Below are 12,882 nucleotides of genomic sequence, written 5' to 3'. Positions count from 1 at the left end.
CGGGTCCAGACACCGTAATGACGATTATCCGACGAAGAAGTTACTCCCCTTTGCAGTTCGCAAATTAATGCAAAATGTGTCTGGTGTCAAACATTCAGAAACATTTTAGCGCATTAACCCGCCAGCGCCTGACGTTTGCCGAGTGCGCCGACAAAGGCCAGCAGCAGGCCGCGGCTGAGCGGTGTTTCGCTAAGTTGCTGAGCCTGTTGTGCAAAATCCACCGTATCGTCTTCGGCGAGGGATCCCAGCCACGAGAGATAAGTTTTCATCACCGCCAGACTGAATTCGGGATGGAACTGCGTGCTGATGGCATTCGGGCCGTAGCGCAGGATCTGATGCGGATCGTGCACTGTTTTCGCCAGCACCGTCGCGGTCGCAGGCGGCGTAATGACGGTTTGCAGGTGGATCAGATTGGCCGCGAACTGCGCCGGAAGCTGTGACACCAGCGGATCCAGATGCCCGGCTGGCGTCAGCGTGACCTCGTGCGTACCCACTTCAATGCCCTGCGGATGGTAATCCACTTCGCCGCCCAGCGCATACGCCATCAGCTGATGACCGTAGCAGGCACCGAACATCGGCAATTCCTGCAACATGCCCAGCCGTACCCAGTCCGCCGCGTCTTCGCTCCACGCCAGATGCTCGGTGACCATGCTGCGCGACCCGGTAATGATCGCCCCGCAATAATTTTCCGGCGGCAACGGGCGCTCACCCGCCTGTAAATCGACAATCACCACCTGCTGCGCATCGATATCGCCCTGACGGATAAACATCTGCGGAAAGTTATCGTGCGCCCGACGGATAGGTTCCGGCGCGTGGCCGGTCTGTAAAATCAACAGCGGTTTCTGGCTGGGTGCACTCATCTGTTACTCCCGAATGGAATGAATCATGAAGGCTGCTGGTCTGCCGGGAACACCACGCCGGTCTGACGGCGGATTTCCGTCAGCACTTTGGCGGTGATGCGCGAGACTTCCAGCCCCGGGTGCGCGACAAACTGGCTGTCGACCAGAATCGCAAAAGTTTCTGCTTCATACAGCATGGTGTTGATGTGCTGAGGCTGGGTCAGATCCAGCTTCTGGCTGCCGCGTGGCGTCAGGCTGAGCGTCTGGCATTCAGACAGTTTTTCCATCTGCAGGGTGCCGTCCTCGCCCTGAATTTCACTGGGCAGCAGGGAGTCGCTGATTTTGGAGTGGTTGATCACCACTTCGAAATCACCGGCATACGACAAAATCACCGTCCCCTGACCATCAACGCCGCTTTCCAGCAAGGTCGCGGTGGCTTTGACCGACTCCGGTTCGCCAAACAGCGAAATGGCGCTGGCCAGACAGTAATAGCCGATATCCATGATTGAGCCGTTGGAAAACGCCGGATTAAAGGTGTTCGGGTTTTCACCGGCCAGATAGCGCGGATAACGTGAGGAATACTGGCAGTAATTCAGAATGGCTTTGCGCAATTTACCGATGCGGTTCAGCGCGCCTTTCATGTGCAGGAAATTCGGCAGATACGCGGTTTTGAAGGCTTCGAACAGCACAACGTTGTTCTCTTTCGCACAGGCGATCAGGCTTTCGGCTTCACGCAGGTTGGAGACCAGCGGCTTTTCGCAAATCACATGTTTTTTATGACGGAGGAACAACAGCGACTGCGGATAATGCAGGGAATTCGGGCTGGCAATATACACCGCATCAATCAGATCGGAGGCGGCCATCTCTTCGAGGGAATCAAAGTAATGCTCAACCGGATAATCCTCGCCGAGCTTTTTCGCGCCATCCAGCGTGCGGGAATAAATCGCGGTCAGCTTCATCTTACCGCTCTCGTGTGCGGCATCAATAAAACGCTGGGTGATCCAGTTAGTGCCGACGACTGCGAAGCGAATCATGTGAAATCCCTATAGTGAATTATTATTGGTACAACTTACCGAATATTTCCAGATGCGTCAGGTACATGCGCGTGTCGAATTCTAACTGATGATAGTCAGGCGTCATATGACAGCACAGGCTGTAGAAGGCTTTGTTGTGTTCTTTTTCTTTCAGGTGCGCGAGTTCATGCACCACGATCATTTTCAGAAACGCTTCCGGCGCGCTTTTAAACACCGTCGCCACGCGGATTTCCGCTTTGGCTTTCAGCTTGCCGCCCTGAATGCGGGATATCGCGGTATGCAGCCCCAGCGCGTGTTTCATCACGTGGATTTTATTGTCGTACGCCACTTTGCTTAACGGCGATGAACTGCGTAAAAACTGGTTTTTCAGGTCGAGCGTATACTGATAGAGCGACTTGTCGGTGGTCAGTTCGTGCGGCTCGGGATAGCGCGTCAGCAAGACTTTACCTAAACGTTCCTGGTCGATTAACTGTCGCACCTGAGCCTGAAGCGACTCCGGATAGCCTTGCAGATAGGTCAATTCAGGCATAACTGTTTGCTTTGTCTCTTATTGCCGGGGAAAAGATGCTGTACCGGTCAGCGCCATTTTTGTCACGATCGCGCGGATCCGGCAGATAAACCCCTTTTTAACTGAAAAAACGTTTTACTGATAGACCAAATTAAGGGATAAACAGCGCAAATTGAATATGAGGAGGGCCAATGAGCCAATTTGAAACCGAAACCGGTGGTCAGTTATTGCAACTGCGTCTGGAACGTTATCCGCTGGAAGAAGCGGCAACACAGTTGCAGGCATGGGAAGCGGCCGATGAATATCTGCTGCAAAACCTGAACACTGAGGCGCTCAACGGCCGTCCGCTGCTTATTTTCAACGATGCCTTTGGCACGCTGGCCTGCGCATTGCAGCCGCACCATCCGACCAGCATCAATGACTCCTTTATGAGTCAGCTGGCGATGCGCCATAACCTGCGCCTTAACGGGTTTGACGAAGACAGCGTGGCGGCGCAAAGCAGCCTGGTGCCGTTGCCAATCAATCCGGGTCTGGTGATCATCAAAGTGCCAAAAACGCTGGCGCTGCTGGAACAACAATTGCTGGCGCTGCGTGAAGTGGTGACGCCGGACACCCAGATTATCGCCGGCGCAAAAGCCCGTGATATTCATACCTCTACGCTGCAATTGTTCGAGAAAATCCTCGGGCCGACCAAAACCAGTCTGGCGTGGAAAAAAGCCCGTCTGATCCATTGTGAAGCCACTTTGCCTGCGCAAACCGCCGAACCGGTGATTGCAGAATGGGCGCTGGATGACAGTGAATTCCGTATCTCCAACCACGCCAACGTGTTCTCACGCGGCGGTCTGGACATCGGCGCTCGCTTCTTTATGCAGCATCTGCCGGAAGGTATCGAAGGGCGTATGGCGGATCTGGGCTGCGGTAACGGCGTGATCGGCATGACCGCGCTGGCGCTGAACCCGGATGCGGAAATGCTGTTCGTCGATGAATCGTATATGGCGGTAGAGTCGAGCCGTCTAAACGTCGAAAACAATTTGCCGCAGGATCTCAGCCGCTGTCATTTTGACGTGAACAATATGCTGGCCGGTGTTGAGCGCGAAACGCTGCACGCCGTGCTGTGTAACCCGCCGTTCCATCAGGGCACGGTGATCAGCGATGACACCGCGTGGCGCATGTTCTGCGACGCCAAACGTTGCCTGCAAACCGGCGGCGAACTGCGCATCGTCGGCAACCGCCATCTGGATTACTACCAGAAATTGCGTCGCCTGTTCGGCAACTGCACCACCATCGCCACCAACCAGAAATTCGTGATCCTGCGTGCCGTGAAAACCGCTGCGCATCACTGATCGCTGAATCGCTGACATGAAAAAGCCGCTTATCGCGGCTTTTTTTTCGGCTGGAGTTTCTGATATCTGATGGGGGCTTTGATTATTTTTCGGCTTTGAGCTGCAACGTACTTCCTTCAAGTACTATTTTCAGCGGTGTATCGGGAATGAGTTCTTCGCGTGGCACAATCAGACGCCATGACTCTTTCTGAAGGTCCGGCGTTCTGAAATGCGCAACCACCGCGACATACAATGCCTCTTTCTCCATGGGCATATTAAGCGTGGCACCGGCATCCGGACGTACACGAACGTCTTTCCCGGCCAAGATATCTTCTTTTAGTACGGTACTGGCCTGTGTAAGCAAGGTCTGATAATCCGTCTGATCAAAAACCTTTCGATCTTTTAACTGATATACCCAGACCTCCGTCGCCAGTGAAGCGCCTTCTTCATCGGGATTGACCGAGGCCCGGGCGATAAAGTCCAGTTGCAGTGTTTTAATTTGCTTGTAGAAAATGGCTTTGGTCATTGCGGACGTGCCATCTGAAATAGACTGGGTCAACCCGCATCCGTTCGTCAGTCCGGACAAGATCACAAGGGTCATTACTGCCGGATATCGCCACCGGGAATTAAAAGCACACATTTGTTACCTCCCGGATTTTACGATTAGGCTTTAGCCCCTGATAGTCACACAGCCGGATGGTGATAGTGGGTGTCAGCGTGGCTTGCGATGATTCGGATACGGCGCGCATGACGGCGGTGTAACCAAGCTGCCCCCTGAAACCACTATCTGCGGTGGTTTGCAGCCTGGCCGGGGGCAGTATCCGACGCGGCAGTGTCAGCAGAATGCGGGTATCAACCCGCCATCCGAGATACACCCTTAACAAAATCTGCAAATCCTCTGATAAATGCCCTCCTGGCAGCCACGCCTGCGCCACTGCCGGATTTTCCGTGAAGAGCTGCAGTTCAAACATGCTGTTGACCTCTTTGGCCGAATTACCGAGCACTGGCCACAGCCCAAGTGGTGTTTTATCGCCAAATCGTAATGGTTTAATGGCGATGCTGCGCGGGTAGTGAGGACGAACGGTGGCTTTTGTCTCCGACGACAACAAATGAACCAGAGCTATAGTGCCTTCCGCAGTTCGGGTTGGCATTCGCATATTGCCAAGTAACGCCAGAAAGCGAGACACCGGCGTGGCGATATTTTTCGCTGTCCCCGGAATGCCCAGACCAATGAGTCCGAGAAGGCGTTTTGATGTTTCGTCTGTGCCACCTTGTTCGAAGCTGGCCGGATATGAGTATTTCCGCCATATCCGATAGAACTGGGTCATGATGCGATGATTGAAAATATCCAGGAATTCCTCGACGGCATCATGTCCTTCTCGCTGTTGAGCGATGTCATCCACATAGCTGCTGGGCAGGGGGGAATCTACGCCATATAAACCAAGAAAAGTGGTTCTGACAGTCGGGGGGCGTTCAGGATGTTGCGCGTCGTACTGAAGTGCCTTGAACTCGCTGACTGGAAAGCCCATGCCCGGATGGGGGCGAAAACGTATCAGATCATCTTTTGGGGAACTGGTACTGCCAAGAAGCGGATGTTGAGGGGTGGATTGTTCAATCAACTGACAAAATCGGTAAAAGTTGGTGTAAGGCAGTTTGTCGCCCATATCCCGTATCAGCCGGGAATATACTGGCTGTGATTCTCTTTCCATTGCAGACATTTTCCTGAGGGTTGAACGATAAGAGTGAGTCGGTTAAACAAATGAATATCGGCGTAAAGTGCCAGAAAGCGGTTAAGTATCTCGCCAAAAAGATAAATATCCCCCTCACCGCAAAAACCCTGCGCTTCCACGGTGACTTCAATATCAACGCCACGCAGGAGTAACCCTTTTTCAAAGCGCTGCAGCCTGAAGTGTTCTGTCTTTACGATGGCATCCAGACGGCGCCGGTTAGCTTCACTTTCTGTCCAGTCATAGAGAGCCAGCGTATTACGCAATACTTCTGCGTTATCCATCATGGATAAAAAATGAGTGCCGAGATGACTTAAAATCTGCCAGTGAAACTGATCACGTTTTGGCGGATACGCTGGCAGGGTTGGGGGGCAAAGATTCTGGATGCTAAGCGGTACCGGCATAGCCTGCGTAGTGGTGTTCAGTAATGTGCTGAGCAGCGCAAGACGAGGAAGTTGGCCATGTGTGCCGGTCAGACTTAAGGTCAACGCTTCTTCAGCGAGCAGGCGTTCTCGCTCAAATCCATCACCGCCCAAAATCAGCCAGGTATCATGCAGCCCGGTGACTCCCGGTTTGACACGGGTGTGGTAGTAGCGAGCGGGTAAACTTCGGCGCAGCGAACCACCACGATGACGGAAAGTGCGAAAAGGAGTGTAAACCTGCTCATGCGTGCGGCGGGATGAAGTGACACTATCGACTGAATATATCTCGGTATAGGCTGCCTGTTGCCGCAGTGGTTGCAAGAGATAGTCAGTTTCCTGAACACTGATGTTTAACGGTTTGGCGTCAAGCGAGAAAAGATTGATCACCGGCACGCAGTGCAGACGTAAATGGCTGGCATCGAAGGAAAAATCTGAGGGAAACGGTGTGTTGAGCACGATGTCTACTTCAAACCATTCCAGTGTGGCAGGGAAGTCCACCTGCTCAAATCCATTGACGGCGACGAACATAAATTTTTCGCGGAAGGTAAAATATTCCAGCAACTGTTGGTATCCGCTACAGGTTGTATCACCACGTTCCCAGAGGTCAGCCTGCTCTTCTAATCCTTGTGCCTGAAAATTCAAGGTGACGGGGTGTCTGTCGACCTGTCCGGGCATGCGCAGGTAGCATTTTCTCACCTGTTGCGTCAGCGCCAGCAGCAACGCGGAGGCTAACGGAGCATCGCCATTCAAATAGACTGACAGGCATGAGAGATCAACCAATTGCCAGTTCGCCAGCCGGCTGCAGCGAAAACGCAGGCGGATAATGTGCTGTCCATCGGGCTCCATTGCCAGCGAGGCATGTGACAATGACAGGGGCTGCAACTGCAAATCACGTGTTGTGCGGTAGCGGCAGTGGGTACCCTCAGCGTCAACAGGCTGCGATATGACTTCAAAATGCGCTGCAAGCGTTTCCGTAATTTTCATCTCTTGCCAGACAGGTGCCAGTTCCACCAGAGAGAGCGAGGGAATCGTTCTCAGATAGTGTGGCCAGAGCATACTAATGAGACCTTCGGTGAGTTCCGGCAAGTCATCGTCAATCTTTTCCCGCAGTCGTCCCATAGAGAAAGAGAAGCCCTGAAAGAGGCGTTCCACGGACGGATCAGCACTCCCGGGCGTCATCAGTCCTATTTCATTTGCTCGTTCAGGGTGGGCAACAGCAAACTCTCTGGCGGCTTCCCGCAGATAGCGCATTTCAGCATCGAAATATCGTGAAGTTAAATCTTCCATGAAAACCCTTAATCTGAGGTGTCGGAGGTGAATTGTCGGTCACCCGTAGCAGACCCTGTCATTTGCAATCCGGCATCATTTGCAGTGGCCGGTGAAGAAAGGAAAATCGATTGCGGCATTTTGAATCCTTTAAGAGCCAGTAGCGCCAGCGGACCTTCTCCCGCCTCGGTTCGCATCAGATAGTTAAGAGGTAAACCATCAGGAGCTTTCCACATGAGCCTGAAGGTGCTGGAATCAATCTGCGTCACCTTTGCTTTTTCCAGCAGACGGATAAATCCCCAGCTTCCTGGATAATCGGCGTACAGACGGGTGCCTGCCCTGACACTTACCCAGCTTAAGGTTACCCGGGGTTTCCATTGGCTGTCTGGCCAGCTGAAGGGCTGCCAGCTTTCCATCTGATTAAAATATTTCAGGTTTTGCTGATCGAGGGTCAGCTCGGTTTGCATAACATCTTTGGCCGGTTTCGCCATCAGTTCAAAATGCAGGCTGGCATCACCATGGGTGAACACCACATCTGCCAGTTCGGAAAGCTGATTCAGTGCCTGGAGGAATTCCGGATCAAAACGTAACCCTTGTGCGCTGATAAGATCCGGTTCCCAGTGACGCCCCTGACGTTTAATCACGCCATTGAGATTGGTGGTGATGAAGCGGGTAATACGTCCGGTGTCGTTACGCAGATACTGTGACATCAGGGCCAGAGAGGCTTCACTTTGCACGGGCGCAAAGGGGTAGCGGCCATTAAAATCGTCGCTCCAGTCCTGAACAATAGCGTTTCGCCACTGCGTATTAATACTCTCTGCGGTGGGAGCGAGCACCTGTTGCCAGGCCTGTTCCATCGGTTGAACAAACATAGCCTGGCCAAATCCGCTCCACTCCTGACCAAGACTGGCGGCTACCAGACTGCCGTAATCACGGGTATCGGTGACATCCACCGATTTTCCCTGAAAGACAGTTTGCGCCAGTGCCTGGGTCATGGCCTGTGGATCAGCGGTATTGGTCACTTGTTGTAACCGGAGACGTACGCGTGTGATCCGCGTCAGGAAGCTTTGCACACTCAGTGAGTTATACCCGTCGCCGCCGGCATTGCCGTTCATCAATGTCATTAAGGGTGTGAAAGTGTCATCGAGTGGCCCCTTAACGCCTTTATCACGCTGATCAATGGCGGGTTTTTGATCGGAATGAATCAGGTTCTGAGCCGATTTGACCAGTGATTCGGTCAATGCCTCATTATGCTGGCCGGTTTTCCCCTGATAATCCAGCGTGTTTAACAGGGAGACCAGCGGCGATTGTCTGATGTCAGCCATCAGCGTCAGCTGATCAATAGCATCAGATAACGTGTCTGCACGCCGCCAGTGAATGCTGTTCAGAAAGCCGAGCCATGCGCCGGAGAAATCTGCAAAGTAGCGCTCAGTCAGCCGTGCTTTCAGCGCCTGCGGTGAGATATCTTCTCTGACAGGATGCTTATTGTCATTCAACACCCAGTCAATTTCATCCCTGCGGGTGTTAACCACATTATCAATTGCGGGCTGTACCGCCTCTTCCCAGGCCTTGCGGGTAAACATCCCCGGAACCACATTATCGGTGCTAAATAACTGGTGGACAGGCGTTTCACCCACCATATCTTCAAGATGCATGTCGGCGTAGTTGCGGGCAACCTGTAGCAGCATCTTCTGATATAGCGACGCTTCGGCATTTCGCATGCCAATCTGGCGTAACAGTAAGGCGCGCACCTGATCCACCAGCGTTTCATCTTGCATGATTTTCCACTGAGGATGCCCAGATAAGTTTTGGGCATAAAAGCTCAGCAGCGAAGGGGCGTAATTACGCCATACCGCGTCACTCACGCCGTTGCGCCGGGGCCACTGCTGCATCATTGTCGTGGTGAAGTACTGCGCGTCCATCTTATCCGGTCGAGCCATCATGAGATAAGCCTTGAGCTGGTCATAGGCTTGCCTGGCCATCGGGTTACGCTGTGGATCATCAGGGGGCAGGCTGAGTAAGACGTTCATCAGTTGCGTCAGTCTGGCCACGGAGGCGTCGCGGATCAGTGCGGAATGAATCTTCTCATAACGAGGCCAGAGTGCGGTCAGGAGCGCTTCATTTTGGTTCATACCAAAGCGTAAATACCAGGGTGCGCCGGAGACGGCCCGGTACTGTAACTGGCTGATTTTTCGTTGCAGTTCCTGCAGGTTAATCAGGCGTTTTTCCAGCGGGATATTATGAGCAGATGCCCTGACAGTGAGGTCGGCACTTTCCCTGAGTAAGGCGCGGTTAGCGGTAAACGACAACACGGCGGCGAAACACCAGAAAATTAATAATCCGGCAAGGGAACAACGCAGACCTTTAGCCCAGGGGAGCCCTATACGTTTTGGCCGGACGGAGGACAAGTCATTGAGGATCCCCTTCCAGCTGGCATCCGGCAACCAGCGAAATTTATCAATGCCTCCGGCGGTGCGTAATGGCTGACTAAACATGATGCCGCGTAAAGGGGCAGCATAGGGGCCTGATAATAAGGGCGTAAGGGTTTCGCGCAGGCGTGCAATTCCCCCGTTCAGTAACTGATGTGAGAGACGTAACATGAAATCGTCGGCGGGCTTTTGAAGAACCTGCTGAGTACCTTGCACCGTCAGTTGTGGTGTCAGTTCCCGCAGCGCTTCTTCCAGCATTTGCGGCGTACTGTTTGCGGGTAACAAGCATCCGATGGGTTGTGTTTCACGGGACGTCGGGGGAGATTCACTATTTTCAATCTGCCAGACATAAAGAGGGACCTGCCAGCCGAGTAATTTCGCGCGCTCACATAACTGACGGGCGGCGGTGTCGGTCAGCGACACCTGCTGATGACGGGCATCACATACCCAGACGATGGCCTGAGGCGGGCGGCGGCGTAATTTGCGCAGCGCAGAAATACGATTGCTGTCTGATGCTGAGTTGATGTTACCGCCCCATAACAGTACGGTGCCATCGGCCTCAACCCACTGCTGTGAGATCAGTTCCGGCGCAATCATCCCCACCAGCCTGGATTGACCGACCAGGACAACTAACCGGACTTTTGACCGCCAGAAACGTCCATATCGGTGGCGCAGATAGACGCTAATCTCTTGTGCGAAAGATAATTGTGTTTCGACGTCACCGGCAGAGTGCGTTTCTTTTTTCGATACGGGGTTCTTAGCGGGAGGGTTCCGTCGTGAGTTGCGATAAATAGCCATCGCCCCGAATAACAGTGCCATGCCCAACGCCCAGATCAGACTGCGCAACAACGGGTTGAGCCCCCAGCGTTCGCTAAAGAAATACAAAACCGCAGCGAGAATCGCACCAAATACCATCGCCAGCAAACTGGCTCCGGAAGGGCGGGATGCAAAGGGATTAATCATGAAATGTCTTCTCCGGGAGAGACAGTCGCAAATACCAAAGCGTCATCCTGCGACAGAACCAATGATTGCGGTGCGTGACGGTATTCGGCCATCAGCATCATGAGGGTTATTGTAAAATAGTCAGTGGCGCGGCCGGGTTTTCCCAGCCAGTACGGGATGAACTGTTGTTCCGGCACAGGAGGATTGGATGCCGGATTTTGCACACGCAGTTTCCTGCAGCGTTCGAGAGTCAGGTCATTCTGTGCAGCAATGGCATTTTGGTTATACCACTGATCTGAAACGCTTATCGCCGATGTCTGATATTTCAGGAACACGCTGGCGTTATCTGCCGCTGCATCGTTTGTGCCTGTCACAGGACGTAGCAGACGACAACGTGACCTGACCGTACCTGACTCATTCGCAGCAATTAACCATGCGATAGCACCGTCGGTATGGATCCGGGGTTCATCATTTTCTGGCCACTGGAAAAATATCAATAATTTAGCGTTTTTATTGCCGTCATTTAGCCACTGTGTCGTCTGGTCAGCCCAGGGTTTTGTCACGGCACCACTGAAGAAATCGGAGACTGCTGAAAGTGATAAACCCAGTTTTTCCCATGTCAGGGCAAAAGCCTGCCGGGCGGCATCGTCATCATTGCAGGGTAGATAAACGTCAAGCGGGTTCTGAAGCATCCTGAGGGAAGCGGCTAAAGGAGCCAGTAATTCTTCGAACAGATACAGAAGGGGAGGGCGTGATGGAAGTGAAAATCCCACCTCATTGTTAACTAATGTCCGGTGTTCAAAAGGGTGCGGGACTTCGGAAGGGAATATGTAGCTGAAATCCACGATATTAAGACCCGATTGTGCCCATTCCTGCCATTTTTCCTGATGCCATTCATTTTGCTGCTCCATACTTTCAGCGTGTTCTGCATTGACGCCGTAACTGAACAACCGCCAGCCGGCAATACCCAGAAACAGCATGGTGATGGTAATCACCGCGCCAAAGGTCAGCAGTAAAATCAGCGGATCTTTAAGCCAGAACCACAGGCTGCATCCGCCAGCAACGCAAAGCATCACCAGAAGTGAAAGGCCACGCCACCATCCGTTCCACTGAAGGGGGGCCGGATGACTGACGACATACGGCAGGGGAATATCCCAGGACATTATCCTTATCCTTCAATATGAGTGGTGGGCAGGCTGCTCAGTACTTTGCAACCACAGGCACAGATGGCCTGATCGAAAGCCACTTGTTTGCCGTCTGAGAGCCATGTGGGTGTGGTACTCACAATACGATTGACCCCATGACCTAAAATGGGACAAATGACGACATCGCCAATTAACGCGGCAACAATGCCTTCAATGATCATGGTGGATGAAGCAGACATCACTACGCCACCGCTGGTCAGTTTATCGCCCAGCCGTATAATTCCTTTTGGCATGATATTTTTCTCTGTTTAAATGTTGGGAGTCAGAAAGGGTAACGTTTTGTTAATTAATTTTTTGTAGGGTAGTAATTAATATTAAAATCACTTTGTTTGGCTTTTTGCGGTCCAGAAATTTCACCGACTCCAGGTTCTATATTTCACATTTATTTTTCATATCAGTATATTCACTCAGGTTTAACTTTTTTTCATTTGGGATATTCAACACATCACAAATTTACTCAAATAACTCCCCTAGAGCACGATTGTCATTAATCATGCCTCTGTAAACGAAGTAAGTCGTTGCCGCAGTAAAAGAAGAAACGACCAAAATAGCATAGAGAAGTTGCTCAATAGTGGGTGTTTCAAAAAGGCACATGATAAGAAAAACTATTGTGTAAAACTTGCCATACATCGTTGCTAATTGCTTAATGTTTGGATAGCATGCGGCCTGCATAACAGTTTGGAATTGTCGAAATAATTCCCTTGTTGGGTGTGGCTAAAGCGTATATATAATAATTATTCTCCTCAGACATTGCTGCCATCTCTACATAATCCCTGACCTGGACATTGGTTTGACGTACCCAGCCTGAAAAAATCTTCCCATTGACTTTTCCTTTAATATAAGAGCATTTTGACACTTTTCTTTTCCCGTCATTAAACCGAGCGTGAGGCGCATCCCCGGCAAAAAACTGTAAGAGTAATAAAAGTGAGGCACCCTCGTTATCCCGTTTGATTGTCTCCGCTTCGACTTGTCTGAGGTATTCTTTTGCCCTGATAACACGTTCACGCAGTGTATCGATATACTCCCTGTTTTGCCTCTCTTCGCTGGATTCTGTAGCATTTGATGAATGATATGTCTCGTCATATTCATTTATCGATTCAGTTCGACTGGCAATATAAATGTTTAAACTGGCGAAACATCCTTCTAATCTGTCTGGATCTTTAAATTCGCTTCTCAGGCAACTGGTAT

At 51.8% G+C, this 12,882-nt stretch carries 11 protein-coding genes; 1 reads left to right on the top strand and 10 read right to left on the bottom strand.

From position 1 onward, the window contains the following. Positions 1-113 precede the first annotated feature (113 nt). The 3 genes from EYY67_RS19945 to EYY67_RS19935 are packed head-to-tail and all read right to left on the bottom strand — an operon-like array spanning position 114 to position 2,402. The gene (locus tag EYY67_RS19945) at positions 114-860 is read right to left on the bottom strand and encodes a glutamine amidotransferase (RefSeq protein WP_131694240.1); all 747 of its coding nucleotides are present in this window, start codon (positions 858-860) and stop codon (positions 114-116) included. Positions 861-883: 23 nt separating this feature from the next. After that, a complete protein-coding gene (locus EYY67_RS19940) occupies positions 884-1,873 on the bottom strand; it encodes a Gfo/Idh/MocA family protein (protein ID WP_119823354.1) in 990 nt (329 codons plus the stop codon). A gap of 22 nt (positions 1,874-1,895) precedes the next feature. Continuing rightward, positions 1,896-2,402: a M48 metallopeptidase family protein gene (locus tag EYY67_RS19935; protein ID WP_013573860.1), complete on the bottom strand. Its 507-nt coding sequence runs from the start codon at positions 2,400-2,402 to the stop codon at positions 1,896-1,898. Between the two features lie 170 nt (positions 2,403-2,572). On the opposite strand from EYY67_RS19935, the gene rlmG reads away from it, so the two are divergent. Beyond that, complete coding sequence (rlmG, locus tag EYY67_RS19930) at positions 2,573-3,724, top strand: 23S rRNA (guanine(1835)-N(2))-methyltransferase RlmG (protein ID WP_131694239.1); 1,152 nt, start codon at positions 2,573-2,575, stop codon at positions 3,722-3,724. An 82-nt stretch (positions 3,725-3,806) separates the two neighbouring features. Here rlmG and tssJ read toward each other — a convergent pair whose 3' ends face one another. The 7 genes from tssJ to EYY67_RS24535 form a co-directional block, all read right to left on the bottom strand. Further along, positions 3,807-4,343 carry a type VI secretion system lipoprotein TssJ gene (gene tssJ / locus EYY67_RS19925; protein ID WP_207391107.1) on the bottom strand — a complete coding sequence of 179 codons (537 nt, stop codon included), beginning with the start codon at positions 4,341-4,343 and terminating at the stop codon, positions 3,807-3,809. Then, positions 4,330-5,412, bottom strand: coding sequence for a type VI secretion system baseplate subunit TssG (gene tssG, locus EYY67_RS19920; RefSeq protein ID WP_131694237.1), 1,083 nt, complete (start codon positions 5,410-5,412; stop codon positions 4,330-4,332). The genes tssJ and tssG overlap by 14 nt, the downstream gene beginning before the upstream one ends. After that, positions 5,376-7,139, bottom strand: a complete 1,764-nt coding sequence (tssF, locus tag EYY67_RS19915) for a type VI secretion system baseplate subunit TssF (protein ID WP_131694236.1) — start codon at positions 7,137-7,139, stop codon at positions 5,376-5,378. Before tssF ends, tssG begins: the two co-directional genes overlap by 37 nt. Before the next feature lie 8 nt (positions 7,140-7,147). After that, positions 7,148-10,510: an ImcF-related family protein gene (locus tag EYY67_RS19910; protein WP_131694235.1), complete on the bottom strand. Its 3,363-nt coding sequence runs from the start codon at positions 10,508-10,510 to the stop codon at positions 7,148-7,150. Beyond that, complete coding sequence (locus tag EYY67_RS19905; RefSeq protein WP_131694234.1) at positions 10,507-11,652, bottom strand: hypothetical protein; 1,146 nt, start codon at positions 11,650-11,652, stop codon at positions 10,507-10,509. The genes EYY67_RS19910 and EYY67_RS19905 overlap by 4 nt, the downstream gene beginning before the upstream one ends. A 5-nt stretch (positions 11,653-11,657) precedes the next feature. Next, positions 11,658-11,927 carry a PAAR domain-containing protein gene (locus tag EYY67_RS19900; protein ID WP_131694233.1) on the bottom strand — a complete coding sequence of 90 codons (270 nt, stop codon included), beginning with the start codon at positions 11,925-11,927 and terminating at the stop codon, positions 11,658-11,660. 410 nt (positions 11,928-12,337) lie between these two features. Then, the coding region (locus EYY67_RS24535) for a putative type VI secretion system effector (protein ID WP_278248215.1) at positions 12,338-12,882 on the bottom strand (545 nt) is incomplete at its 5' end.

It is taken from the genome of Rahnella victoriana, from assembly GCF_004330295.1.
In the GTDB taxonomy this organism is placed as follows: Bacteria; Pseudomonadota; Gammaproteobacteria; order Enterobacterales; family Enterobacteriaceae; genus Rahnella; species Rahnella victoriana.
Note: the sequence above shows the minus strand (reverse complement) of the source record. Positions and strands in the feature narration are given on the sequence as shown.

Coding starts and splice junctions, on each gene's coding strand:
- rlmG (WP_131694239.1), top strand. CDS start 2,573: ATGAGCCAATTTGAAACCGAAACCGGTGGTCAGTTATTGCAACTGCGT.
- tssF (WP_131694236.1), bottom strand. CDS start 7,139: ATGGAAGATTTAACTTCACGATATTTCGATGCTGAAATGCGCTATCTG.
- tssJ (WP_207391107.1), bottom strand. CDS start 4,343: ATGTGTGCTTTTAATTCCCGGTGGCGATATCCGGCAGTAATGACCCTT.
- EYY67_RS19935 (WP_013573860.1), bottom strand. CDS start 2,402: ATGCCTGAATTGACCTATCTGCAAGGCTATCCGGAGTCGCTTCAGGCT.
- EYY67_RS19905 (WP_131694234.1), bottom strand. CDS start 11,652: ATGTCCTGGGATATTCCCCTGCCGTATGTCGTCAGTCATCCGGCCCCC.
- EYY67_RS19900 (WP_131694233.1), bottom strand. CDS start 11,927: ATGCCAAAAGGAATTATACGGCTGGGCGATAAACTGACCAGCGGTGGC.
- EYY67_RS19945 (WP_131694240.1), bottom strand. CDS start 860: ATGAGTGCACCCAGCCAGAAACCGCTGTTGATTTTACAGACCGGCCAC.
- EYY67_RS19940 (WP_119823354.1), bottom strand. CDS start 1,873: ATGATTCGCTTCGCAGTCGTCGGCACTAACTGGATCACCCAGCGTTTT.
- tssG (WP_131694237.1), bottom strand. CDS start 5,412: ATGGAAAGAGAATCACAGCCAGTATATTCCCGGCTGATACGGGATATG.
- EYY67_RS19910 (WP_131694235.1), bottom strand. CDS start 10,510: ATGATTAATCCCTTTGCATCCCGCCCTTCCGGAGCCAGTTTGCTGGCG.